14 protein-coding genes, 1 tRNA gene and 3 rRNA genes are annotated in these 26321 nt (G+C 67.4%); 14 read left to right on the forward strand and 4 right to left on the reverse strand.

Translation table 11 applies throughout. The features are described from left to right. Positions 1-21: 21 nt before the first annotated feature. On the reverse strand, positions 22-3966 hold the full coding sequence (gene eccCa / locus ACSU6Z_RS22000) for a type VII secretion protein EccCa (RefSeq protein ID WP_437048033.1): 3945 nt from the start codon (positions 3964-3966) through the stop codon (positions 22-24). 270 nt (positions 3967-4236) lie between these two features. On the opposite strand from eccCa, the gene eccD reads away from it, so the two are divergent. The 6 genes from eccD (at position 4237) to ACSU6Z_RS22030 (ending at position 11440) form a co-directional block, all read left to right on the forward strand. Then, positions 4237-5694 (forward strand): type VII secretion integral membrane protein EccD, encoded by a 1458-nt coding sequence (gene eccD / locus ACSU6Z_RS22005; protein ID WP_437048035.1) that lies wholly within the window; start codon positions 4237-4239, stop codon positions 5692-5694. A gap of 218 nt (positions 5695-5912) precedes the next feature. Further along, positions 5913-6200: a 30S ribosomal protein S15 gene (gene rpsO / locus ACSU6Z_RS22010; protein WP_003997419.1), complete on the forward strand. Its 288-nt coding sequence runs from the start codon at positions 5913-5915 to the stop codon at positions 6198-6200. A 382-nt stretch (positions 6201-6582) separates the two neighbouring features. Next, on the forward strand, positions 6583-8805 hold the full coding sequence (locus tag ACSU6Z_RS22015) for a polyribonucleotide nucleotidyltransferase (protein WP_437048037.1): 2223 nt from the start codon (positions 6583-6585) through the stop codon (positions 8803-8805). Beyond that, positions 8802-10181 carry a M16 family metallopeptidase gene (locus tag ACSU6Z_RS22020; protein ID WP_437048038.1) on the forward strand — a complete coding sequence of 460 codons (1380 nt, stop codon included), beginning with the start codon at positions 8802-8804 and terminating at the stop codon, positions 10179-10181. Before ACSU6Z_RS22015 ends, ACSU6Z_RS22020 begins: the two co-directional genes overlap by 4 nt. Positions 10182-10221: 40 nt before the next feature. Next, entirely contained in the window at positions 10222-10980 is a 759-nt protein-coding gene (gene dapB / locus ACSU6Z_RS22025; protein ID WP_437048039.1) for a 4-hydroxy-tetrahydrodipicolinate reductase, read from the forward strand. A 4-nt stretch (positions 10981-10984) separates the two neighbouring features. Beyond that, the gene (locus ACSU6Z_RS22030) at positions 10985-11440 is read left to right on the forward strand and encodes a hypothetical protein (protein WP_437048040.1); all 456 of its coding nucleotides are present in this window, start codon (positions 10985-10987) and stop codon (positions 11438-11440) included. 69 nt (positions 11441-11509) lie between these two features. Here ACSU6Z_RS22030 and ACSU6Z_RS22035 read toward each other — a convergent pair whose 3' ends face one another. Further along, positions 11510-12064 (reverse strand): hypothetical protein, encoded by a 555-nt coding sequence (locus ACSU6Z_RS22035; protein ID WP_437048041.1) that lies wholly within the window; start codon positions 12062-12064, stop codon positions 11510-11512. Between the two features lie 117 nt (positions 12065-12181). Continuing rightward, the gene (locus tag ACSU6Z_RS22040; protein ID WP_437048042.1) at positions 12182-12421 is read right to left on the reverse strand and encodes a hypothetical protein; all 240 of its coding nucleotides are present in this window, start codon (positions 12419-12421) and stop codon (positions 12182-12184) included. Positions 12422-12604: 183 nt separating this feature from the next. On the opposite strand from ACSU6Z_RS22040, the gene thyX reads away from it, so the two are divergent. From thyX to ACSU6Z_RS22080, 8 genes are all read left to right on the forward strand, one after another. Beyond that, the gene (thyX, locus tag ACSU6Z_RS22045; protein ID WP_437048044.1) at positions 12605-13345 is read left to right on the forward strand and encodes an FAD-dependent thymidylate synthase; all 741 of its coding nucleotides are present in this window, start codon (positions 12605-12607) and stop codon (positions 13343-13345) included. 208 nt (positions 13346-13553) lie between these two features. Next, positions 13554-14453: a 4-hydroxy-tetrahydrodipicolinate synthase gene (dapA, locus tag ACSU6Z_RS22050; protein WP_437048046.1), complete on the forward strand. Its 900-nt coding sequence runs from the start codon at positions 13554-13556 to the stop codon at positions 14451-14453. Between the two features lie 166 nt (positions 14454-14619). Continuing rightward, complete coding sequence (locus ACSU6Z_RS22055) at positions 14620-16305, forward strand: ribonuclease J (RefSeq protein ID WP_437048047.1); 1686 nt, start codon at positions 14620-14622, stop codon at positions 16303-16305. A 493-nt stretch (positions 16306-16798) separates the two neighbouring features. After that, a 16S ribosomal RNA gene (locus tag ACSU6Z_RS22060) occupies positions 16799-18325 on the forward strand. A gap of 304 nt (positions 18326-18629) precedes the next feature. Next, positions 18630-21750: ribosomal RNA gene (locus ACSU6Z_RS22065) — 23S ribosomal RNA — on the forward strand. A gap of 75 nt (positions 21751-21825) precedes the next feature. Then, a 5S ribosomal RNA gene (gene rrf, locus ACSU6Z_RS22070) occupies positions 21826-21942 on the forward strand. Together the 16S, 23S and 5S rRNA genes form the textbook arrangement of a ribosomal RNA operon. 114 nt (positions 21943-22056) lie before the next feature. Further along, on the forward strand, positions 22057-22719 hold the full coding sequence (locus ACSU6Z_RS22075) for a DegT/DnrJ/EryC1/StrS family aminotransferase (protein ID WP_437050421.1): 663 nt from the start codon (positions 22057-22059) through the stop codon (positions 22717-22719). A 96-nt stretch (positions 22720-22815) separates the two neighbouring features. Next, a tRNA-Thr gene (locus ACSU6Z_RS22080) sits at positions 22816-22888 on the forward strand. 415 nt (positions 22889-23303) lie between these two features. Here the strand turns inward: ACSU6Z_RS22080 and ACSU6Z_RS22085 are convergent. Then, positions 23304-26054 (reverse strand): SpoIIE family protein phosphatase, encoded by a 2751-nt coding sequence (locus tag ACSU6Z_RS22085; protein WP_437048049.1) that lies wholly within the window; start codon positions 26052-26054, stop codon positions 23304-23306. Positions 26055-26321: the final 267 nt, after the last annotated feature.

A 26321-nucleotide genomic window follows, 5' to 3' on the forward strand; every position in this document is an offset into this window, starting at 1 on the left:
CCGCACGGAGGTGCCCGCCGGTCAGAACCGAGCTGGCAGCCATGCCGTCTGAATCAGCTGCCCACTGCGCCGACGCGTGTGAAAGTACCCCCGACCGGGCGGCAGCTGCGACGGAGTGATGTTGCCGAGCAGCGCACCCTCCGTCCGGTCGCCCGAGAGTACGACGCCCTGTGCGCCCAGCTCGCGCAGGCGCTGCATCACCGGCTCGTACAACGACCGACTGGCACCGCCCGAGGCGCGCGCGATGATGATGCGCAGACCGATGTCCCGGGCGAAGGGAAGGTACTCGAGGAGCGGAGACAGAGGATTCATGCCCGTTGCCACCAGGTCGTAGTCGTCGATGATGACGAACGCGTCCGGGCTGCTGTACCAACTGCGGTTGCGCAGCTGTTCGGGCGTGACGTCCGGGCCCGGCATACGGCGGCTCATCGAACCGGCTAGCCCTTCCAGGGTCTCCGTCAGCGCGGGCGCCGACGGGCAGTAACGCGACAGGTGCGACTCGGGCACGCCCTCCAGGTGGGCACGCCGATAGTCACCCATGACGATCTTCGCCTGATCCGGCGTGTAGCGCTCGGTGATCTGCTTGATGAGCAGGCGCAGCATCGCGGACTTACCGGACTCGCTCTCACCGAAGATGATGAAGTGCGGGTCCGTCTCGAAGTCGACGAAGACCGGGGCCAGTGCCGACTCGTCGATGCCGATGGCGATACCGCGGTCCGGATGCTCGAACCCCTTGGGCAGCCGGTCCGCCGACAGCATGGTGGGCAGCAGCCGTACGGCCGGAGCATGGTTGCCCTGCCAGTTGTCATTGATGCCCCGGACGAGGATCGACGTCGCCTCCGCCAGGTCCTCCGTCGCCGACGAGCCGTCGACTCGCGGCAGTGCCGTCATGAAGTGCAGCTTGTCCGGGGTCAGGCCGCGGCCCGGCATGGTGGCGGGTACGTTCTGCGCGACCTTGCGGTCGATCTCCGACTCGGTCGGGTCGCCGAGTCGCAGCTCGATGCGGTTCTGGAGCATGTCCTTGAGTGCGGGCCGCACCTCGGTGTACCGGCTCGCGGTCAGGATCACGTGCACACCGAAACCGAGACCGCGGGTCGCGATGTCGGTGACGGTCGCTTCGAGCATCTCGTAGTCCGTCTTGAAGGTGGCCCAGCCGTCGATGACGAGGAAGACGTCACCCCAGGGCTGGTCGGGCAGATGCCCCGCGGCCCTGCGCTGCCGATAGGTCTGGACAGAATCGATGTTGTGGGCGCGGAAGTACTCCTCGCGGGCGTCGAGGATGCCCGCGACCTCGCTGACCGTACGGCGTACCTTCTCGGCGTCGAGCCGGTTGGCGACCCCGCCGACGTGCGCCAGCTCCTCCATCGTGATCAGACCGCCACCGCCGAAGTCCAGACAGTAGAACTGCACCTCGGACGGAGTGTGGGTCAGTGCGAACGACGAGATGAGCGTGCGCAGCAGGGTCGACTTGCCCGACTGCGGACCGCCGACGAACAGGCCGTGGCCCGCACCGCCCGAGAAGTCCCGGTACAGCACGTCACGCCGCTGCTCGAACGGCTTGTCCACCAGGCCGACCGGCACGTTGAGCCGGCCGAGCGCCGTGTACTCGGGCGCGGTCAGGCCACGCTCGGAGGTGACGGCGAGCTGGGGCAGGAGCTGCTCCAGCGAAGGAGCCTCGTCGAGCGGGGGCAGCCACACCTGGTGGGCGGGCGGCCCCTGGTTGACCATCCGGCTGACGATGACGTCCAGAACGGTGTCGGCGAGAGCATCGTCCACACGGTTGTCGGTCTCCGGCTCCGGGACGACCGGCTGCGGGGGCAGCGCCACGTACTCCGCCGTGAACAGCGCGGGACGCAACTGAGTGGAGCGATTCACGCGAGATGGACCCTCGCCGTGGTACGGCCCCGACACGTACGCCGCCTTGAAGCGGACCATGGTGTCGGTGTCGTACCGCAGGTAACCGGAACCGGGGATCGACGGCAGGTGGAAGGCGTCGGGGACGCCGATCGCCGTACGGGACTCGGCGGCGGAGAAGGTCCGCAGACCGATCCGGTACGACAGGTAGGTGTCCAAGCCGCGCAGCTTGCCTTCCTCCAGACGCTGCGACGCCAGCAGCAGGTGCACACCCAGCGAACGGCCAATACGGCCGATCTGGATGAACATGTCGATGAAGTCCGGTTTGGCGGTGAGCAGCTCGGAGAACTCGTCGAGCACGATCACCAACGACGCCATCGGTTCCAGCGCGGCGCCCGCGGCCCGGGCCTTCTCGTAGTCGTGCAGGTTGGCGTAGTTGCCCGCGGTGCGCAGCAGTTCCTGGCGGCGCTGCATCTCACCCGTGATCGCGTCCCGCATACGGTCGACGAGGGTGAGGTCGTTTGCGAGGTTGGTGATGACGGCCGCGGTGTGTGGCATGTCCGCCATGCCCGCGAAGGTCGCACCGCCCTTGAAGTCCGCGAGGATGAAGTTCAGCGTCTCCGAGGAGTGGGTGACCGCGAGACCGAGCACCAGGGTGCGCAGCAGCTCGGACTTGCCGGAGCCGGTTGCGCCGACGCACAGGCCGTGCGGGCCCATGCCCTCCTGAGAGGCCTCCTTGAGGTCGAGCATGACCGGCTCGCCGTTCTCGCCGACACCAATCGGCACCCGCAGTCGCTCGTGCAATGTGCGCGGACGCCAGGTGCGGGAGACGTCGACGGACCCCGCGTCTCCGATGCCCATCAGGTCAGTGAAGTCCAGGTTGGACAGGAGGGGTTCGCCCTCCTCCGCGGAGCCGACCCGGAAGGGTGCGAGTTGACGCGCCAGCGACTCGGCCTGCGCCTGGTTCAGCACATCGGGCTTGCCGCTGTACGCGGACTCGTGGCCGACGAACAACTGCATTCGGTCCGGCTTCACATAGGCCGTCAGGCCGGCGCGCAGCTCCTCCTCCAGATCGCCCGGGGCGATCTCCAGAAAGGTGACGCCCTGGAGCCCTTCGGCGCTGGCGAGTTCGGAGTCCGGTGGCACGGTGCCGCCGTCCAGCACCACGATCAGGTGCGGCTGGTCGTAGACCGGGTTGGCCTCACGGTTCCAGCGCGGTCTGTCGTCCAGCTGGTCCGCCAGCGCCTCTTCCAGCTCTCCGAGGTCGTCGAAGAGGAGCCGGGCTGAGCCGGCTCCGTCCTTGGCCTTCGGGTGCTGGCTGTGTGGCAACCACTTGATCCAGTCCCACTCTGCCGCCGCGGACGGGTGCGCCACCACGGCGACCAGTAGATCTTCTGGCGAATGCAGCGTCACCAGTTGAGCCAGAGCCGCACGGGCGTTGCCGTAGACCGTGTCCGTGTCCCCGCAGATCGTGACGTGGTAAAAGGCGCGCAACGAGACGGAGACGGGCAGGTCAGTCAGACTGCCGTGTGCGTCGAGGAAGGCCTTCATGGCCGCTGCGGTCAGCGGCTCCAGCTCGTCCTTGGGAGCCGTCACCGGGGCGACCAGCGGAGTGTTCAGCTGCTGGGTGCCGAGGCCGATCCGCACGGAGGCGAAGTCCGCGTCGGTCGGGCGCCGCTCCCACAGGCGCTTGCCGTCGGCCGCCACCGCCCACAGCTGATCCGGGTCGGGGTGCTGGAAGAGCTGGCTGCGCCGCTGCAGTTCCGCCGTCTTGCGCACGTCCTTGCGGACCTGCTCCAGATAACGGAAGTAGTCGCGCCGGTCCTGAGCCATCCCGGCACCGCCGCCCTGCCGGGACTTGGCGAACTGGGCGATGGCCATGGCCACGGTCGAGGCCAGCATCAGCCCACCGACCACCCGCATGTAGGGCGGCAAGTTGGGCATGAAGAAGAAGCCGACGGAACCCAGCATGCCCATCATCGGGAGCAGGTTCATCAGCATGCTCTCGTCGCCCTCACGAGGGATCTCGGGGGGCGTCTCCAGCTTGACCTCGCCGTCCGGTACGACCGGAGGCGGTATCCGCGGCGGCCGTTTGATGATGACGACGCTCACCGATGCACTCATCCTTCGTGATTGATACGTCCTGGCACCGACGCCCCCGTGTACCGCGACGTGCTTCCCGTTCGCGTAGGCGTCGTCCGCGTAAGCGTCGATCCTACTGATGCGCCCAGTGCGGGGGAGAGCCAGGAGGATGGAGATGCCGAGGGATACGGAGAGAATTGAGGGAGGCAGGCCCTGTGTTTTGCGCGGTAACGGATAGGGTGGCGCTCCACGTCGTAGCGAACGGCGTGAAGCAGCCTTGTCTAGCAGGGGGAACACCAGGTGAGCACGGGGACTTCGACAGGTTTCTGCCGAATCACCATCGCAGCACCGGACAGCCGTGTCGATGTCGCGCTGCCCGAGGACCTGCCGATCCAGGACCTCTTTCCTGAGATCATCAGGCTCTCGGGCCTGGTCCAGTCGGACACCAGCCCCGCTGGCTACCACCTTGTGAGCCGTGAGGGTCAAGTGCTCGACGCGAGCCGTTCGTTGCTCGAGCACCGGGTCAGAGACGGTGAGGTGCTGCTTCTGCGGACCTTCGCGGATTCCCTGCCGCCAGCCGTGCATGACGACGTGGTCGACGCGATCGCCGCTGCGGTCAAGCAGGACATCCGCAGTTGGAATGACAATCTGATGCGCGTGGCCGGCCTCATCTCCGGCGCGTTGCTGCTGGTCATGCTCGGCTTCGTTTTCTGGTTCGCGGACCCGGTCCGGCACGACATGAACGGCCTCCAGGGCATCCTCGCCGGAGTGACGGCACTCGCCCTGACGGCACTGGCCGGAGTGCGGGCCCGGGTGTACGACGATCGCGGCTCCGCCGTCGCGCTCGGCATCTCGGCGCTGCCGCACGCGCTCATCGCGGGCTCCGGCGTCATCCCCCAAGACGCCGGTGAAGGCCCCGGAAGGCTCCAGTTCCTCGTCGGCTGCGTCGCTGTCCTGCTGTTCTCCGTCGTGTTGATCATGTTGCTGCCGCAGGGAGACGCCCCCTTCGTGGCCGCGGCACTGGCCTCCGTGATCGGCACGCTCGCCGCGTTCTGCGGCGTGCTCACCGAGGCGGAACCGCAGGAGATCGCCGCCGGCACCTCGGTCGTCGCGCTCGCGGTCGTCGGCTTCCTGCCAGGCTGGTCGGCCCGCTTCGCCAAACTGCCGATCGGCTTCCGTAACCCGGAGGACCTGGCCAGGGCTCGACGCGAGGGCCGCGACGGCGACCTTGAGGCCGTCGACGTCCAGCGCATCGTCGCCCAGACCAGCCGGGGCCATGAACTGCTGCTCGGACTGGTCGGCGGCTGCGCCGCCGTCATCATCGGCGCCGGTGGTGCGGTGCTCGGCTTCAGCGACAGCGGCTGGGCGCAACTGCTCGCCCTGTGCACTGGCCTCGCCGCGATGCTGAGGGCTCGCCTGTTCCGCTACACCGCTCAGGTCACCTGCCTGTTCGTGGCCGGTGTCGTCACGCTCGGACTGCTGGTCCTCGGCCTTGCGATCTCACCCCCGGCCGACATTGTCATGGAACTGCTCAAGGGGAACTCCGGGCCGGTCGACGTGCGGACCCTGTGGCTCGGCGCCTCGGTCGCGGCCGGCGTGCTGCTCCTGATCGCGATCGCCCTGATCGTGCCCCAGAAGGGTCTCTCTCCCTTCTGGGGGCGCATGCTGGACCTCGCGGACTCGCTGGTGCTGCTCTCCCTGGTCCCGATCTGCCTGGCCGTCCTCGACATCTACGGCAAAGTCCGCGGTGGCCTCTGAGGTCCACTCGCCGGACGCCGGGGCACGGCGGAAATCCTGCCACCTCCGGGCTGGTACCCTGAGTGACGACCGTATGTGTACGCACCCCCGGAGCCGCAGGCCCTGCGCCAGGTTCTGGAGGACGCGCCCAGCGGATCCCGCCGTCCGAGTCGCGGAAGTCCCCCCGAGAAGAAGACCGGGGGCACTCGGTGGCCACTCACAGACTATGAGGAGTACGCGTGTCGCTCGACGCCGCTACGAAGAAGCAGATCATCGCCGAGTTCGGTACCAAGGAGGGTGACACCGGCTCCCCCGAGGTCCAGGTCGCTCTGCTGTCCCGCCGGATCTCCGACCTGACCGAGCACCTCAAGACCCACAAGCACGACCACCACTCCCGCCGTGGTCTGCTGATCCTGGTCGGTCAGCGTCGCCGCCTGCTGCAGTACCTCGCCAAGAAGGACATCCAGCGCTTCCGTGCGCTGGTCGACCGCCTCGGCATCCGCCGCGGTGCGGCGGGCGCCAAGTAAGACGCCGTGGAGGGAGCGGTTCCCATCGTTCGGGGGCCGCTCCCTTTGCTGTACGTGCGCGGTGTCACCGCCGCTTTGTAGTGTGGTAGCACCATGTGCGACAGCACGGCGCACGCCGTGCGGTCGCACGCTCATCGCCACGACACGACGTGAGAAGACCCGCCCGGATGGGTAGCCGGTCCTCACACGCAACCGAACGAACCGAACGAGGAGGAGCGCACCACGCCGCCGCCGGTCCTCGGTAGTGGCCCCCGGGGGGACGAACCCCCCGGGTGCTTCGATCGAAGACCGGCCCGCAACCGGACGGCGCGCTTCTCCGCCCCGTCCCCCCGCCACACGGGCGAGGAGGGACGAAAGACGACAAGTAACGGAGAAAACGCTGGTGGAGAACGAGACCCACTACGCCGAGGCCGTCATCGACAACGGCGCCTTCGGCACCCGCACCATCCGCTTCGAGACGGGCCGCCTGGCCAAGCAGGCCGCCGGTTCCGCCGTGGCGTACCTGGACGACGACACCATGGTGCTGTCGGCCACCACCGCCTCCAAGCAGCCCAAGGACCAGCTCGACTTCTTCCCGCTGACGGTGGACGTCGAGGAGCGGATGTACGCCGCCGGCAAGATCCCCGGCAGCTTCTTCCGCCGTGAGGGCCGGCCCTCCGAGGACGCGATCCTCACCTGCCGCCTCATCGACCGCCCGCTGCGCCCGTCCTTCAAGAAGGGCCTGCGCAACGAGATCCAGGTCGTCGCCACCATCATGGCGCTCAACCCCGACCACCTGTACGACGTCGTCGCGATCAACGCCGCGTCCGCGTCCACGCAGCTGGCCGGCCTGCCCTTCTCCGGCCCGATCGGCGGCGTCCGCGTCGCGCTGATCCGCGGCCAGTGGGTGGCCTTCCCGACCCACACCGAGCTCGAGGACGCCGTCTTCGACATGGTCGTCGCGGGCCGCGTCCTGGAGGACGGCGACGTCGCGATCATGATGGTCGAGGCCGAGGCCACCGAGAAGACCATCAAGCTGGTCGAGAACGGCGCCGAGGCGCCCACCGAGGAGGTCGTCGCCGCCGGTCTGGAGGCCGCGAAGCCCTTCATCAAGGTCCTGTGCCGGGCCCAGTCGGACCTGGCGTCCAAGGCCGCCAAGCCGACCGCCGAGTTCCCGATCTTCCTGGACTACCAGGACGACGTCTTCGAGGCGCTGACCGCCGCCGTCAAGCCCGAGCTCGCGCAGGCGCTCACCATCGCCGGCAAGCAGGAGCGCGAGGCCGAGCTGGACCGCGTCAAGCAGCTCGCCGCCGAGAAGCTCCTGCCGGAGTTCGAGGGCCGCGAGAAGGAGATCTCCGCCGCCTACCGCTCGCTGACCAAGCAGCTGGTCCGCGAGCGCGTGATCAAGGAGAAGAAGCGGATCGACGGCCGCGGCCTCACCGACATCCGCACCCTGGCCGCCGAGGTCGAGGCGATCCCGCGGGTCCACGGTTCGGCCCTGTTCGAGCGCGGTGAGACCCAGATCCTGGGCGTCACCACCCTGAACATGCTCCGCATGGAGCAGCAGCTCGACACCCTGTCGCCGGTGACGCGCAAGCGTTACATGCACAACTACAACTTCCCGCCGTACTCCACCGGCGAGACCGGCCGCGTCGGCTCCCCCAAGCGCCGCGAGATCGGCCACGGCGCCCTCGCCGAGCGCGCCCTGATCCCGGTCCTGCCGACGCGCGAGGAGTTCCCCTACGCGATCCGTCAGGTCTCCGAGGCCCTCGGCTCCAACGGCTCGACGTCCATGGGCTCGGTCTGCGCCTCCACCATGTCGCTGCTGAACGCCGGTGTGCCGCTGAAGGCCCCGGTCGCCGGTATCGCCATGGGCCTGATCTCCCAGGAGATCGAGGGCGAGACGCACTACGTCACCCTCACCGACATCCTCGGTGCGGAGGACGCCTTCGGCGACATGGACTTCAAGGTCGCCGGCACCAAGGAGTTCGTGACCGCCCTCCAGCTCGACACCAAGCTGGACGGCATCCCCGCCTCCGTCCTGGCCGCGGCCCTCAAGCAGGCCCGCGACGCCCGCCTCCACATCCTCGACGTGATGATGGAGGCCATCGACCGGCCCGACGAGATGTCCCCGCACGCCCCGCGGATCATCACCGTCAAGATCCCGGTCGACAAGATCGGTGAGGTCATCGGCCCCAAGGGCAAGATGATCAACCAGATCCAGGAGGACACCGGCGCCGAGATCACCATCGAGGACGACGGCACGATCTACATCGGTGCCGCCGACGGCCCCTCCGCCGAGGCCGCCCGCGCCACGATCAACGGCATCGCCAACCCGACGATGCCGGAGGTCGGCGAGCGCTACCTCGGTACGGTCGTCAAGACGACCACCTTCGGCGCGTTCGTCTCCCTGCTGCCCGGCAAGGACGGCCTGCTGCACATCTCGCAGATCCGCAAGCTGGCCGGCGGCAAGCGCGTGGAGAACGTCGAGGACGTCCTCGGTGTGGGCCACAAGGTCCAGGTCGAGATCGCCGAGATCGACTCCCGCGGCAAGCTCTCCCTCATCCCCGTGATCGAGGGCGAGGAGTCCACCGACGACACGAAGAAGGACGACGCCGACCAGTGACGTCCCCCGGCTCCAAGGCGACGGCCCGCACCTCCTCGGAGGCGCGGGCCGTCGCCCGTACCCAAACCCTCATCCAGGGCGAGAACGGCATCGGTACCGTCCGCAAGACCACCCTCCCCGGCGGCCTGCGCATCGTCACCGAGACCCTGCCCTCCGTCCGCTCCGCCACCTTCGGCATCTGGGCGCACGTCGGCTCCCGCGACGAGACCCCGGCGCTCAACGGCGCCACGCACTACCTGGAGCACCTGCTCTTCAAGGGCACGTCCCGCAGGTCCGCCCTCGACATCTCCTCCGCCCTCGACGCGGTCGGCGGCGAGATGAACGCGTTCACGGCGAAGGAGTACACGTGCTACTACGCGCGCGTGCTCGACACCGACCTGCCGCTCGCCATCGACGTGGTCTGCGACATGCTGACCGGCTCCCTCATCCTCGAAGAGGACGTCGACGTCGAGCGCGGCGCCATCCTCGAAGAGATCGCGATGACCGAGGACGACCCGGGCGACTGCGTGCACGACCTGTTCGCGCACACGATGTTCGGCGACACCCCCCTCGGCCGCCCGGTCCTCGGCACGGTCGACACGGTCAACGCCCTGACCGCCGACCGCATCCGCCGCTTCTACAAGAGGCACTACGACCCGACCCACCTCGTGGTCGCGTGCGCCGGCAACGTCGACCACGACAAGGTCGTACGCCAGGTCCGCGCCGCCTTCGAGAAGGCCGGCGCCCTCAAGGACCCGGGCGCCCGGCCCATCGCCCCGCGCGGCGGCCGGCGCACCATCCGCACCGCCGGCCGCGTCGAGCTGATCGGCCGCAGGACCGAGCAGGCCCACGTCGTGCTCGGCATGCCGGGCCTGGCCCGCACCGACGAGCGCCGCTGGGCCATGGGCGTCCTCAACACCGCCCTGGGCGGCGGCATGTCCTCGCGCCTCTTCCAGGAGGTCCGCGAGAAGCGCGGCCTGGCCTACAGCGTGTACTCGTACACCTCGGGCTTCGCCGACTGCGGCCTGTTCGGCGTGTACGCGGGCTGCCGCCCCTCCCAGGTGCACGACGTGCTGAAGATCTGCCGCGACGAGCTCGACCACGTCGCCGAGCACGGTCTGTCCGACGACGAGATCGGCCGGGCCGTCGGCCAGCTCCGGGGCTCCACCGTCCTCGGCCTGGAGGACACCGGTGCGCTGATGAACCGTATCGGCAAGAGCGAGCTGTGCTGGGGCGAGCAGATGTCCGTCGACGACATGCTGGCCCGGATAGCCTCCGTCACCCCGGACGACGTCCGGGAGGTCGCCCGCGACGTCCTGGGACGCCGGCCCTCGCTGTCGGTCATCGGCCCGCTGAAGGACAAGCAGGCCGACCGGCTGCACGACGCCGTCGCCTGATCCCCTCAGGCCGGAAACCCTTCGGTTAAGGAAACAGAACATGAGCAAGCTGCGCGTGGCGGTCCTCGGCGCCAAGGGCCGGATCGGATCCGAGGCGGTCCGGGCGGTCGGGGCCGCCGAGGACATGGAACTGGTCGCCGCCCTCGGCCGCGACGACAAGCTGGAGACGCTGGTCGAGACGGGCGCCCAGGTCGCCGTCGAGCTGACCACCCCCGCCTCGGTCATGGGCAACCTCGACTTCTGCGTACGCCACGGCATCCACGCCGTCGTCGGTACGACGGGCTGGACCGACGAGCGCCTCGGGCAGCTGAAGGGCTGGCTGGCCCGGTCCCCCGAAGTCGGCGTGCTCATCGCGCCGAACTTCTCCATCGGGGCCGTGCTGACCATGAAGTTCGCGCAGATCGCCGCCCCGTACTTCGAGTCCGTCGAAGTCGTCGAACTGCACCACCCCAACAAGGTCGACGCCCCGTCCGGCACCGCCACGCGCACCGCCCAGCTCATCGCCGAGGCCCGCCGCCAGGCGGGCAGCGCCCCCGCCCCGGACGCCACGGTCACCGCGCTGGACGGCGCCCGCGGCGCGGACGTCGACGGCGTCCCGGTGCACGCGGTCCGCCTGCGCGGCCTCCTCGCCCACCAGGAGGTCCTGCTCGGCGGTGAGGGGGAGACCCTCACCGTCCGCCACGACTCCCTGCACCACAGCAGCTTCATGCCGGGCATCCTGCTGGGCGCGCGCCGCGTGGTGACGACTCCGGGTCTGACCTTCGGCCTGGAACACTTCCTGGACCTGGACCGAGCCTGACGTCATGCGCGCCAAGCTCTCCTACGCCCTCACCGCCGCCGTCCTGGTCTTCTACTTCGTCCTGGTCGGCAGCCGCGGGGTGCTGCTCATCCAGACCGGCACGCTCCTCACCGTGACCTTCGGTGTCGCGGTGCTGGTCCTGCCGGTGATCGGCCTGTGGTTCCTGTGGAAGAACACCCAGTTCGTCCGCAGGGCCAACCAGCTCGCCGCCGAACTCGACGCCGAGGGCGGCCTGCCCGTCGACGAGCTGAGGCGCACCCCCGGCGGCCGGATCGACCGCGACTCGGCCGACGAGGTCTTCGCCCGGCGCAAGGCCGAGACGGAGGCGGCGCCCGACGACTGGCGCACCTGGTTCCGCCTCGCCGTCGCCTACCACGACGCCCGGGACACCCCGCGCGCCCGCAAGGCGATGCAGCGGGCGATCGCCCTGCACGACGGCAGGCGGACCGAGGCCGTCTGACCGCGCGCCCGCGCACATGGGTGGGGCCGGACCGCATACGGTCCGGCCCCACCCATGTGCGCGGTGATCTCAGCCGCGCCGGTACTCGTACGCCCACGCCTCCACGGAGTCCGCGGCCCGGTCGAAGGCCTCCGGCCGGGCGAGGAAGTCCGCGTTGTGCGTCGTCAGCAGCGGCGACGCGTCACCGGCCGCCCGCTCCCGCCGCAGCAGGACCAGGGCCTGGCCCTGCACCGTGCGCGGCAGCCCCAGCCAGCGCACCGGCTGCTGCACCGTCCGCACCTGCGAGACCTGTCCCCAGGGCGCCGTACGCGTACTGAGGAAGGCCACGTGCCGCAGCCCCCGCGCGCTCACCCACACGCCCATCCGCAGCAGCCGCAGCGCGCAGACGATGACGGCCGCCGCGGCACCGAGGGCCGCACCGGCGGACGCGGGCGCGGCCGTCGCGGCGATGACCACCGCCGCGAACAGCACGAGCGAGGCGAGCAGCAGCATGAACGCCGCCGCCCCCACGCGCCACGGGCCCGGACGGTAGGGCCGGCGCCAGCGATCGCGGTCGTGATGCGGCAGCGCTGCGTCGTCGGCCGCCTCGAAGGCACGGTCGGCCGTCAGGAAGGGCAGGGGCACGGCGGGTCCTCACTCGTCCAAGGCGTGGCGTGGGCTGTGCCCGGTGAGGTTATCGGCCTGTGTTCCAGGTCACCACTCCCGGGGGTCCGGATGGAGTCAGGACCGGCGCGGTGACCCTCAGCGGCCGTCGGACGCCTGCGACTGCTGGGTCTGGGACGAGGAAGGGTCGAGTGACAGGGCGGGCATCCCGATGACCAGGGAGCCCACGAGGGCGGCGACGATGGTCAGGCCCAGCAGCCAGCGTCCGGCCAGCTGGCCGAAGGACACCGGCTCGGGGGGCGGGGGAGTGACATTGCTGCGGAACCTGTCGGCCTCGGCGAGGAAGGCGAAGGGGACGGGCTCGCGCCGGCGGAACATCAGGACTGCATCTCCTTTCGGGGAACGGACCACTGCTTTCGGCGGTACTACCGGTACAGACGAACGATTCCCCCCGCAGGTGCCCGGTTTCGTCGACTTCATCGCGGCACGGCGTCGAACGCCCCGTTTGGCGGGCCGTAGAGTGGCTGCGCCAAGAGACGAGATGGGAAGGCCCTCCGAACCGTGACCGAAACCCCTGACGACGACTTCAAGATCGATCTCCGCAGCGACGTCACCGTGGAGCTCGTGAAGCACAGCGCGGCCGATGCCGACGTGCTGTTCGCGGCCCGTGTCTCGACCGTCGGCGAGCAGTCCCTCGACGAGCTGGACAAGGACCCGGAGCGTTCCAAGGGGCTGATCAACTTCCTGATGCGGGACCGGCACGGCAGCCCCTTCGAGCACAACTCGATGACCTTCTTCATCAATGCGCCGATCTTCGTCTTCCGCGAGTTCATGCGGCACCGCGTGGGCTGGTCGTACAACGAGGAGTCCGGCCGCTACCGCGAGCTCCAGCCGGTCTTCTACGTGCCGGACGACTCCCGCAAGCTGGTCCAGCAGGGACGGCCGGGCAAGTACGTCTTCGTCGAGGGCACCCCGGCCCAGCACGAGCTCGTGGGGCGCGCCATGGAGGACTCCTACCGCCAGGCCTACCGGACCTACCGGGAGATGCTCGCCGCCGGTGTCGCCCGCGAGGTCGCCCGCTCGGTGCTCCCGGTCGGCCTGTACTCGTCGATGTACGCCACCTGCAACGCCCGCTCGCTCATGCACTTCCTCGGCCTGCGCACCCAGCACGAGCTGGCGAAGGTCCCTTCCTTCCCGCAGCGGGAGATCGAGATGGTCGGGGAGAAGATGGAGGCGGAGTGGGCCAAGCTCATGCCGCTCACGTACGCCGCCTTCAACGCCAACGGCCGCGTGGCCCCGTGAGGCATCCGCTCCCCGGTCCGGGACGGATGTGCGCGTCAGCCTCGCGAAGTGTCCGTATTGCGGCATTTCACGAAGTTCATCTAGCCTGATCGAACGGACCCGGCACTGCTTGAACCCCCGAGCAGGCAGTGCCGGGCTCCACCTTTGTCGCGACTTGTCGCCCGCCCCTCGGGCAGACCCCACCCCGTGCAACGAGTAGCGTGTAACCATGGCTCCGACCTCGACTCCGCAGACCCCCTTCGGGCGGGTCCTCACCGCCATGGTCACGCCCTTCACGGCGGACGGCGCACTCGACCTCGACGGCGCGCAGCGGCTCGCCGCCCACCTGGTGGACGCAGGCAACGACGGCCTGGTCGTCAACGGCACCACCGGCGAGTCCCCCACCACCAGCGACGCGGAGAAATCGGACCTGGTACGAGCCGTCCTGGAGGCGGTCGGCGACCGCGCCCACGTCGTCGCCGGCGTCGGCACCAACGACACCCACCACAGCGTCGAGCTGGCCCGCGCCGCCGAGAAGACCGGCGCCCACGGCCTGCTCGTGGTCACCCCGTACTACAACAAGCCCCCGCAGGAGGGCCTGTACCGGCACTTCAAGGCCGTCGCCGACGCCACCGGGCTGCCGGTCATGCTGTACGACATCCCCGGCCGCAGCGGCGTCCCGATCAACACGGAGACGATCGTCCGCCTCGCGGAGCACCCGCGGATCGTCGCCAACAAGGACGCCAAGGGCGACCTGGGCCGCGCGAGCTGGGCCATCGCGCGCTCCGGCCTCGCCTGGTACTCCGGCGACGACATGCTGAACCTGCCGCTGCTCTCCGTCGGCGCCGTCGGCTTCGTCTCGGTCGTCGGCCACGTGGTCACCCCCGAGCTGCGCTCCATGGTCGACGCGTACGTCGCCGGCGACGTGCAGAAGGCCCTGGAGATCCACCAGAGGCTGCTCCCCGTCTTCACCGGCATGTTCCGCACCCAGGGCGTCATGACCACCAAGGCGGCGCTCGCGCTGCGGGGCCTGCCCGCCGGCCCGCTGCGCCCGCCCATGGTGGAGCTCGGCCCGGAGGAGACCGAGCAGCTCAAGATCGATCTTGCCGCCGGCGGGGTAGAGCTCTGACCAGCAGACTTCGCAAGACCGCGCACCACCCGCGCGCGACTGGACCCCACAACTGAATAGGCAGGCCACCGGTGCCTGCACCCGTCCACGACAACTGCTTCTGCACGAAACGTCACGCGCGCCACGTGCCACACCGGTACGTGGCGCGCGTGGTGAGGAGAGTCTTTTGAGTCATCCGCATCCCGAACTGGGCCCGCCCCCGCCGCTTCCCGCCGGCGGCCTGCGGGTCACCCCGCTCGGCGGTCTCGGTGAGATCGGCCGGAACATGACCGTCTTCGAGTACGGCGGCCGCCTGCTGATCGTCGACTGCGGAGTGCTCTTCCCCGAGGAGGAGCAGCCCGGAATCGACCTGATCCTCCCGGACTTCTCGTCCATCCGGGACCGCCTCGACGACATCGAGGGCATCGTCCTCACACATGGCCACGAGGACCACATCGGCGGCGTTCCCTACCTCCTGCGCGAGAAGCCGGACATCCCGCTGATCGGCTCCAAGCTGACCCTCGCCCTCATCGAGGCCAAGCTCCAGGAGCACCGCATCCGCCCGTACACGCTGCAGGTGGAGGAGGGCAACCGTGAGCGCATCGGCCCCTTCGACTGCGAATTCATCGCGGTCAACCACTCCATCCCCGACGCGCTGGCCGTCGCCATCCGCACCCCCGCGGGCATGGCGGTCCACACCGGCGACTTCAAGATGGACCAGCTCCCGCTGGACAACCGCCTCACGGACCTGCACGCCTTCGCGCGTCTGAGCGAGGAGGGCATCGACCTTCTCCTCTCGGACTCCACGAACGCCGAGGTCCCCGGCTTCACGCCGCACGAGCGGGACATCTCGGGCGTCCTGCGCCAGGTCTTCGCCGGAGCCCGCAAGCGGATCATCGTGGCGAGCTTCGCCAGCCACGTCCACCGCATCCAGCAGATCCTGGACGCGGCGCACGAGTACGGCCGCCGCGTCGCCTTCGTCGGCCGCTCCATGGTCCGCAACATGGGCATCGCCCGTGATTTGGGCTACCTGAAGGTGCCTCCGGGCCTGGTCGTGGACGTCAAGACCCTCGACGACCTCCCGGACCACGAGGTGGTCCTCGTCTGCACGGGCTCCCAGGGCGAACCGATGGCGGCCCTGTCCCGCATGGCCAACCGGGACCACCAGATCCGCATCGTCGAGGGCGACACGGTGATCCTGGCGTCCTCGCTCATCCCCGGCAACGAGAACGCGGTCTACCGCGTGATCAACGGTCTGACCCGGTGGGGCGCCAACGTCGTCCACAAGGGCAACGCCAAGGTCCACGTCTCGGGCCATGCCTCGGCCGGCGAGCTGCTGTACTTCTACAACATCTGCCGCCCGAAGAACCTGATGCCGGTCCACGGCGAGTGGCGTCACCTGCGTGCCAACGCGGAACTGGGCGCCATGACCGGCGTCCCGCACGACCGCATCGTCATCGCCGAGGACGGCGTGGCCGTCGACCTGATCGAGGGCAAGGCGAAGATCTCCGGCAAGGTCCAGGCCGGCTACGTGTACGTCGACGGCCTCTCGGTCGGCGACGTCGGCGAGCCCGCCCTCAAGGACCGCAGGATCCTCGGCGACGAGGGCATCATCTCGGTCTTCGTCGTCATGGACGCGTCCACCGGCAAGATCACTGGTGGCCCGCACATCCAGGCCCGCGGCTCGGGCATCGAGGACTCGGCCTTCGGCGACGTGATTCCCAAGATCACGGAAGCCCTGGAGCGCTCCGCCCAGGACGGCGTCGTCGAGCCCCACCAGCTCCAGCAACTCATCCGCAGGACGCTGGGCAAGTGGGTCTCCGACACGTACCGGCGCAGACCGATGATCCTCCCGGTCGTCGTGGAGGTCTGACGACCCGTCGGGCCCTGACCCGCACGAACCCGGAGCGGGACGCCGCGATTTGCATCGGGGCGCCCCGCTCCAGTACGTTTACAACCCCGCCGAACGGAAACCTGATCACTTCACGTGATCCGGAGCCCCGGAGGGCGGGAAATCCGACTCAGAAACCCTGATAAAGTCGGGATCGCCGGAAAGGGAAACGCGGAAGCGGGAACCTGGAAAGCACCGAGGAAATCGGATCGGGAAACGATCTGATAGAGTCGGAGACACCGAAGGGAAGCGCCCGGAGGAAAGCCCGAGAGGGTGAGTACGAAGGAAGCGTCCGTTCCTTGAGAACTCAACAGCGTGCCAAAAGTCAACGCCAGATATGTTGATGCCCCGTCCGTCGGTTTTCTGCCGATGGTCGAGGTTCCTTTGAAAAATCACAGCGAGGATGCTGTGTGCGGGGGGATTATTCCTCCTCTCGCACCGCTCTCGTGTGTGTCGCCCCGAGTACGGGGAAGCATTCACGGAGAGTTTGATCCTGGCTCAGGACGAACGCTGGCGGCGTGCTTAACACATGCAAGTCGAACGATGAAGCCCCTTCGGGGGTGGATTAGTGGCGAACGGGTGAGTAACACGTGGGCAATCTGCCCTGCACTCTGGGACAAGCCCTGGAAACGGGGTCTAATACCGGATACGAGTTTCACGGGCATCCGTGAGGCTGGAAAGCTCCGGCGGTGCAGGATGAGCCCGCGGCCTATCAGCTTGTTGGTGAGGTAATGGCTCACCAAGGCGACGACGGGTAGCCGGCCTGAGAGGGCGACCGGCCACACTGGGACTGAGACACGGCCCAGACTCCTACGGGAGGCAGCAGTGGGGAATATTGCACAATGGGCGCAAGCCTGATGCAGCGACGCCGCGTGAGGGATGACGGCCTTCGGGTTGTAAACCTCTTTCAGCAGGGAAGAAGCGCAAGTGACGGTACCTGCAGAAGAAGCGCCGGCTAACTACGTGCCAGCAGCCGCGGTAATACGTAGGGCGCGAGCGTTGTCCGGAATTATTGGGCGTAAAGAGCTCGTAGGCGGCTTGTCGCGTCGGTTGTGAAAGCCCGGGGCTTAACCCCGGGTCTGCAGTCGATACGGGCAGGCTAGAGTTCGGTAGGGGAGATCGGAATTCCTGGTGTAGCGGTGAAATGCGCAGATATCAGGAGGAACACCGGTGGCGAAGGCGGATCTCTGGGCCGATACTGACGCTGAGGAGCGAAAGCGTGGGGAGCGAACAGGATTAGATACCCTGGTAGTCCACGCCGTAAACGGTGGGCACTAGGTGTGGGCGACATTCCACGTCGTCCGTGCCGCAGCTAACGCATTAAGTGCCCCGCCTGGGGAGTACGGCCGCAAGGCTAAAACTCAAAGGAATTGACGGGGGCCCGCACAAGCGGCGGAGCATGTGGCTTAATTCGACGCAACGCGAAGAACCTTACCAAGGCTTGACATACACCGGAAAACCCTGGAGACAGGGTCCCCCTTGTGGTCGGTGTACAGGTGGTGCATGGCTGTCGTCAGCTCGTGTCGTGAGATGTTGGGTTAAGTCCCGCAACGAGCGCAACCCTTGTCCCGTGTTGCCAGCAGGCCCTTGTGGTGCTGGGGACTCACGGGAGACCGCCGGGGTCAACTCGGAGGAAGGTGGGGACGACGTCAAGTCATCATGCCCCTTATGTCTTGGGCTGCACACGTGCTACAATGGCCGGTACAATGAGCTGCGATACCGTGAGGTGGAGCGAATCTCAAAAAGCCGGTCTCAGTTCGGATTGGGGTCTGCAACTCGACCCCATGAAGTCGGAGTCGCTAGTAATCGCAGATCAGCATTGCTGCGGTGAATACGTTCCCGGGCCTTGTACACACCGCCCGTCACGTCACGAAAGTCGGTAACACCCGAAGCCGGTGGCCCAACCCCTTGTGGGAGGGAGCTGTCGAAGGTGGGACTGGCGATTGGGACGAAGTCGTAACAAGGTAGCCGTACCGGAAGGTGCGGCTGGATCACCTCCTTTCTAAGGAGCACTTCTTACTCGGACTTGTCCGGGTCAGAGGCCAGCATGCGAGCGAACGTCTCGCACTGGTTGCTCATGGGTGGAACGTTGACTACTCGGTCCGATGCTGGGCCGGAGGCTGTTAGTACTGCTCGTAAGGGCGTGGAACGCATGATCTTCGGGCAGGGTCTGGCCGGGCACGCTGTTGGGTGTCTGAGGGAATGATCTTCCTTCAGTCGCCGGCCCCAGTGAACTCCGGTTGTGTCCGGGGGTGGTGGGTGGCTGGTCGTTGTTTGAGAACTGCACAGTGGACGCGAGCATCTGTGGCCAAGTTTTTAAGGGCGCACGGTGGATGCCTTGGCACCAGGAACCGATGAAGGACGTGGGAGGCCGCGATAGGCCCCGGGGAGTCGTCAACCAGGCTTTGATCCGGGGGTGTCCGAATGGGGAAACCCGGCAGTCGTCATGGGCTGTCACCCGCTGCTGAACACATAGGCAGTGTGGAGGGAACGCGGGGAAGTGAAACATCTCAGTACCCGCAGGAAGAGAAAACAACCGTGATTCCGGGAGTAGTGGCGAGCGAAACCGGATGAGGCCAAACCGTATGCGTGTGAGACCCGGCAGGGGTTGCGTATGCGGGGTTGTGGGATCTCTCTTTCACGGTCTGCCGGCCGTGAGACGAGTGAGAAACCGTTGATGTAGGCGAAGGACATGCGAAAGGTCCGGCGTAGAGGGTAAGACCCCCGTAGTCGAAACGTCAGCGGCTCGTTTGAGAGACACCCAAGTAGCACGGGGCCCGAGAAATCCCGTGTGAATCTGGCGGGACCACCCGCTAAGCCTAAATATTCCCTGGTGACCGATAGCGGATAGTACCGTGAGGGAATGGTGAAAAGTACCCCGGGAGGGGAGTGAAATAGTACCTGAAACCGTGTGCCTACAAGCCGTGGGAGCGTCGGACATCAGCTTGCTGGTGTCTCGTGACTGCGTGCCTTTTGAAGAATGAGCCTGCGAGTTTGCGGTGTGTTGCGAGGTTAACCCGGGTGGGGTAGCCGTAGCGAAAGCGAGTCCGAATAGGGCGGTGGAGTAGCACGCTCAAGACCCGAAGCGGAGTGATCTAGCCATGGGCAGGTTGAAGCGGAGGTAAGACTTCGTGGAGGACCGAACCCACCAGGGTTGAAAACCTGGGGGATGACCTGTGGTTAGGGGTGAAAGGCCAATCAAACTCCGTGATAGCTGGTTCTCCCCGAAATGCATTTAGGTGCAGCGTCGTGTGTTTCTTGCCGGAGGTAGAGCACTGGATAGGCGATGGGCCCTACCGGGTTACTGACCTTAGCCAAACTCCGAATGCCGGTAAGTGAGAGCGCGGCAGTGAGACTGTGGGGGATAAGCTCCATGGTCGAGAGGGAAACAGCCCAGAGCATCGACTAAGGCCCCTAAGCGTACGCTAAGTGGGAAAGGATGTGGAGTCGCAGAGACAACCAGGAGGTTGGCTTAGAAGCAGCCACCCTTGAAAGAGTGCGTAATAGCTCACTGGTCTAGTGATTCCGCGCCGACAATGTAGCGGGGCTCAAGCGTACCGCCGAAGTCGTGTCATTGCAGCATACGGGCCAACGCCTGCTGTGATGGGTAGGGGAGCGTCGTCTGCCGGGTGAAGCAGCACCGGAAGGTAGTTGTGGACGGTTGACGAGTGAGAATGCAGGCATGAGTAGCGATTCACACGTGAGAAACGTGTGCGCCGATTGACTAAGGGTTCCTGGGTCAAGCTGATCTGCCCAGGGTAAGTCGGGACCTAAGGCGAGGCCGACAGGCGTAGTCGATGGATAACCGGTTGATATTCCGGTACCCGCTGTGAAGCGTCAAACATCGAGCATCGTGATGCTAAGGCCGTGAAGCCGTTCCGGACCCTTCGGGGAAAGGAAAGTGGTGGAGCCGCCGGACCAAGCGGTTAGTAGGTGAGTGATGGGGTGACGCAGGAAGGTAGTCCATCCCGGGCGGTGGTTGTCCCGGGGTAAGGGTGTAGGACGTCAGGTAGGTAAATCCGCCTGGCATACAGTCTGAGACCTGATGCCGAGCCGATTGTGGTGAAGTGGATGATCCTATGCTGTCGAGAAAAGCCTCTAGCGAGTTTCATGGCGGCCCGTACCCTAAACCGACTCAGGTGGTCAGGTAGAGAATACCGAGGCGTTCGGGTGAACTATGGTTAAGGAACTCGGCAAAATGCCCCCGTAACTTCGGGAGAAGGGGGGCCACGTCTGGTGAAGGCACGTGCTGCTGGAGCTGGGTGTGGCCGCAGAGACCAGCGAGAAGCGACTGTTTACTAAAAACACAGGTCCGTGCGAAGCCGTAAGGCGATGTATACGGACTGACGCCTGCCCGGTGCTGGAACGTTAAGGGGACCGGTTAGCTTGGATTCGTCCAGGCGAAGCTGAGAACTTAAGCGCCAGTAAACGGCGGTGGTAACTATAACCATCCTAAGGTAGCGAAATTCCTTGTCGGGTAAGTTCCGACCTGCACGAATGGCGTAACGACTTCTCGACTGTCTCAACCATAGGCCCGGTGAAATTGCACTACGAGTAAAGATGCTCGTTTCGCGCAGCAGGACGGAAAGACCCCGGGACCTTTACTACAGTTTGATATTGGTGTTCGGTTCGGCTTGTGTAGGATAGCTGGGAGACTGTGAAGTTCCAACGCCAGTTGGGGTGGAGTCGTCGTTGAAATACCAGTCTGGTCGTGCTGGATGTCTAACCTGGGTCCGTGATCCGGATCAGGGACAGTGTCTGATGGGTAGTTTAACTGGGGCGGTTGCCTCCTAAAGGGTAACGGAGGCGCCCAAAGGTTCCCTCAGCCTGGTTGGTAATCAGGTGTTGAGTGTAAGTGCACAAGGGAGCTTGACTGTGAGACCGACGGGTCGAGCAGGGACGAAAGTCGGGACTAGTGATCCGGCGGTGGCTTGTGGAAGCGCCGTCGCTCAACGGATAAAAGGTACCCCGGGGATAACAGGCTGATCTTCCCCAAGAGTCCATATCGACGGGATGGTTTGGCACCTCGATGTCGGCTCGTCGCATCCTGGGGCTGGAGTCGGTCCCAAGGGTTGGGCTGTTCGCCCATTAAAGCGGTACGCGAGCTGGGTTTAGAACGTCGTGAGACAGTTCGGTCCCTATCCGCTGTGCGCGTAGGAGTCTTGAGAAGGGCTGTCCCTAGTACGAGAGGACCGGGACGGACGAACCTCTGGTGTGCCAGTTGTTCTGCCAAGGGCATGGCTGGTTGGCTACGTTCGGGAGGGATAACCGCTGAAAGCATCTAAGCGGGAAGCCTGCTTCGAGATGAGGACTCCCACCCACTTGATGGGGTAAGGCTCCCAGTAGACGACTGGGTTGATAGGCCGGATCTGGAAGCACCGTGAGGTGTGGAGGTGACCGGTACTAATAGGCCGAGGGCTTGTCCTCAGTTGCTCGCGTCCACTGTGTTGGTTCTGAAACCACGAACGGCCATTTTGCTGGTTGTTGTTTGTTTCATAGTGTTTCGGTGGTTATAGCGTAGGGGAAACGCCCGGTTACATTCCGAACCCGGAAGCTAAGCTCTACAGCGCCGATGGTACTGCAGGGGGGACCCTGTGGGAGAGTAGGACGCCGCCGAACAATTATTGATAAGGGTTGGACCCGGAACGTAAGTTCCGGGTCCAACCCTTTTTTTCTGCGCGTCACCGGAAGTTCACGTTGCGCGACGAGCATCACCGCATGGGTACTGCTGCAATGCTCAAGGCCGCCGGTGTCGGAGTCGGTGATGAGGTCATCGTGCCGGCCTTCGGGAACGTGGAAATAGCCCAAGCCGTCGCCCAGGCCGGTGCGCTGCCGGTGTTCGCGGACATAGATCCGGTGACCTACTGTCTCGAGCCGGCCGCGGTCGAAGCGGCCGCGGGGCCGCGGACGGCGGCCGTCGTCGCCGTACATCGGTTCGGTCGGCAGGCCGACATGGCACTGTTGTATGGGATCGGGCAGCGGCATGGGCTGTTGGTGTTGCAGCACGGGGAGAACCAGGCGCCGCGCGACGAGGTGGCGCAGCGCAGGCAGAGGGCGGGCTACCTCGACGCCAGACTGCGGGGGGTCCGCACTCCTGAGGGGGGCGACGGGCACACCTACCAGCAGTACGTGGTGCGGGTGCCGGGGAACGGGCGGCCGGACCGGGACGCCTTTGCTCGGGCCGTACGGGCCAAGGGAGTTGAATGCCGGGTGCCGGTGAAGACACCCGTGCACAGGTTGCCCGAGTTCTGGCGATGCGTGTCGCTGCCCGAGACCGAGCGGGCCGCCGACGAGACGCTCGCGCTGCCGGTGGACGCCTCCTTGACGAAGCGGGACATGCAGCGGATCGTGGCCGCGTGCAACGCGCTCGGTGGGCTGTTGGAGCCTGCTTCCTGAACGGCAGGGCGGAGCCGCGGTCGTGTTTGGGAGCACGGCCCTGTTCAGGGTATGATCTATTTCGTTACCGCGAGGGAAACCTCGAAAAGGCAACAGGCCCCTATAGCTCAGTCGGCAGAGCGTCTCCATGGTAAGGAGAAGGTCAACGGTTCGATTCCGTTTGGGGGCTCCGGACAGAAAGGCCCCGCCCTATGGGCGGGGCCTTTCGCGTGCCCTGACGACTGGTCGGCCCAGCCGCGTCCGCGGTGTCGGTGCTTGGCCCCCGGGGGCGCGACAAAGATTGTTCAAGCCGCAGCCGGGAGCCCTTCCGAAGCACCACGACGGCGTCATGCGGCTCAGCTCGACGAGGCACAACGCTTCGCGGCCCCGGCGGCTCGTGGCCGGAACAGGGATGAACGCCGGCATCGGACGGGACGCACGTCCCTCGGCCCGTGATCTGTCGACCCGCTGGACGGACGACCCCCCGGCCGCTCCCCGAGCCGGGGGCACGGGTCGCCGGCGGGGTTCCCGGCTCGGGCACGGTGGTGCCCGGTGCGGCCGAAGCGGACCAGGCGGCCTGACGGCCGCGTACCGGTGTCGGCGTCCTAGTCCTGGTGGGGCTCCGGCACGCGCATCGTGAGGATGGCCATGTCGTCCGACGGGGCGTCCGAAGCGAAGCGTTCCACCGCGCGCATGATGCGGGCCGCCACAGCGCCCGCCGTCAGGCCCGTGCAGGTCGTGAGGACGTCGGCGAGGCCGTCGTCGCCCAGCATGCGGCTCCCCTCGCGGCGTTCGGTGACGCCGTCCGTGACGCAGAGCAGGACGTCGCCCGGGTCCAGGGTGACCGTCTGCTCGTACAGCTCCAGGTCCTCGATGACGCCGAGGAGCGGCTGGGGCTCGGCGGCCGGCTCGACCGTGCCGTCCTGGCGCAGGCGCAGCGGGAGGGGGTGGCCGGCGCAGACCACCTTCAGTTCCGCGCTTCCGTCGTCTTGGGGGCGCAGTTCGCCGTACAGCAGGGTCAGGAAGCGGCTGCGGGCGCCCTCGTCGAGGATCGCGGAGTTCAGACGCTCCAGGACCGCCGGGCCGCTGAGGCCCTCGCGGGCGAGGAGGCGCAGGGCGTGGCGGGCCAGGCCCGTGACGGCCGCCGCGTTCGGACCCGTACCGCAGACGTCGCCGATGGCGAAGCCGTAGGCGCCGTCGCGGATGGGGAAGAGGTCGTAGAAGTCGCCGCCGACCTCGTTGCCCTCGCCGGCGGCGCGGTAGATGACCTCGACCTCGACGCCGTCGATCTGGGGGAGGCCGGGCGGCAGGAGGCTGCGCTGGAGGGCCTGGCTGATGGCCGTGCGCTCCGAGTACAGGCGGGCGTTGTCCAAGGCCAGGGCGGCGCGGCGGGACAGATCCTCCGCCAGTTCGAGGATCTCCTGGCGGAAGCGCTCGTCGGTCGGCTTGCCGAGGGTGAGCATGCCGATGACGCGGTTGCGGGCGACCAGCGGGAGGACAACCGTCTCGCCGCCGACCGCGGCGGCGGTGGCGAGGGTGGGGCCGATGCCGGGCGTGACCTGGTGGGGCGGGCCCGAGCCGAGGCCGAGGCTGCGCATGGAGGTGCGCAGCGCCGTCTGGTGGGCCACCTCGCCGGGGGCGGTCCAGACGCGGGCGCCCGGAGTGGGGACCGGATCGGGCGGGGGAACCTTGGACAGCAGGGACTTGATGCCGTCGATGAGGTCCTCGTCCTCGTGCAGGACGTAGGAGAGGTAGGGCTCGGAGGCCTGGTCGGCGATGGTGTAGACGGCGCACCAGGTGGCCAGGGTCGGGACCGTCATCTGGGCCATCAGGGCCAGGGTCTGGTCGCGGTCGAGGGTGCCGGCGAGGAGGTCGGAGGCCTCGACGAGGAAGCTGAGGGAACCGCGGCGCAGGCGTTCCAGTTCGCCCAGGCGGGCCGACTCGACGGCGAGCGCGATGCGGTCGGCGGCGAACTGCAGGCGCAGGGCCTCTTCGTTGGAGTAGCGGCCGGGGGCCTCGGCGGCGACCCCGAGGGAACCGGTGAGGCGGCCCTCGACCTTGAGCGGGACCGTGACGACCGAGCGCATGCCCGTGCCGTTGAGCAGCGGTACGGCACCGGGGACGGCCACCAGGTCGTCGTGGACTGCGGGCATGCGGGCCGAGCCGTAACGGCCGGGGCCCGCCTCGACGGGGACGCGGGCGAAGCGCTGGCGGGCGGAGGGCAGGCCGGTGGAGGCGCGGACCTCCAACTCCGTCTCGTCGTCGGTGGCCAGCAGGAGGAAGGCGGCGTCGCCGTCGAGCATGTCGCGGGCGCGTTCCACCGTGCGCTGGAGGAGGCCGTCCAGGTCGTCCGGCGCGGGCGAGCCGATGAACACCTCGAACGGGTCGGCGCTCGGGCCGTCCGAGGCGGTGTTCGTGTCGGAGACGGGGGCACGCAGCGGGGTCTGCAGGACGGCGCGTTCGTGGTCCCGGACCAGGAGGCAGACCGTGGAGGGCTCGCCGCCGGTGTCGCGGACGCGGAGGTGGGAGGCGTACACCGGGATCACGCGGCCGTCGGCGCCGCGGATGCCGTAGGTGCCCTCCCAGCGGGAGAGCCGGAGGGCCTCGGCGATGCCCGTGCTGGTGCCCGGGGTGTGCGGCCAGGCCGCGAGGTCGGCGAGGGGCTTGCCGGTGACCTGTTCGGCCGCGTAGCCGAAGAGTTCCTCGGCGTCCTCGTTCCACGACGTGATGGCGCCGGCGCGGTCGATCTGGACGACGGCGACGCGGATCCGGCCGTCGGCGAGGGGGAGGAGGCCGGCCGGGAGGCAGGGGCCCGCGGAGCGGGTGCCGACCTGCCGCTCCGGCGGGGCGAGCTGGAACCAGACGTTCTTGTGCGTCGGCGTGTACTCCACACCCCAGCGGTCGGCCAGGGCCGCGCACAGTTGGAGGCCGCGTCCGCCCTCGCGGTCGGGGCTGCTCATGCTGACGGCCGCCTCCTGGAGGGGCACCTCGCGCTCGGGGTAACGGTCGGCCACCTCGATCCGCACGCCTTCGTCGGTGCGCAGGCACAGGACGTCGGCGGAGGTGCCGGCGTGCACGACGGCGTTGGTGACCAGTTCGCTGGTGAGAACGACGGCGTCGTCGACGATGTCGGCGAAGCCCCAGCCCTGGAGGGTGTCGCGGACGAAGGAACGGGCGCCGGCGACCGATCGTCCGACGGGCTCGAAGGTGGCGGCCGCGCGCGCGGTGATCACGGAACTCCTCGACGCTTCCTCGACATGCAGGGCTTCGCCGCCGGCCGGTTCCTGCCGCTGCTGCGGCATACCCGTCGGCTGGGGGTCCGGGGGCTGCGCCCCGGGAATCAGTCCGGTGGTCATCTGCGGCCGCCCCTCCGATGCCCGCTCGTTCTCGTGCCACCGCCCAGGCCGGACGGACCGGTGCGGCTGGACAGCCGCATGCAAGGTTACTTACCTTCGCCGTCCGTGCGGATGCCGGTCCGCAGTGTTTCCGCCCGGAGGGTGTGCGGACGATGTGCGAAGCTGCCGAACTGTTATGGCCTGGTTCGGCCGGGGTGAAACACTGGGCAGGCTTCCTGTGAAGGTCCGGGCGGACCGGGTGGCTCGCACGTCCGCGGACGGCGGCCC

Source organism: Streptomyces sp. enrichment culture (genome assembly GCF_964273145.1).
Taxonomy (GTDB): Bacteria; Actinomycetota; Actinomycetes; order Streptomycetales; family Streptomycetaceae; genus Streptomyces.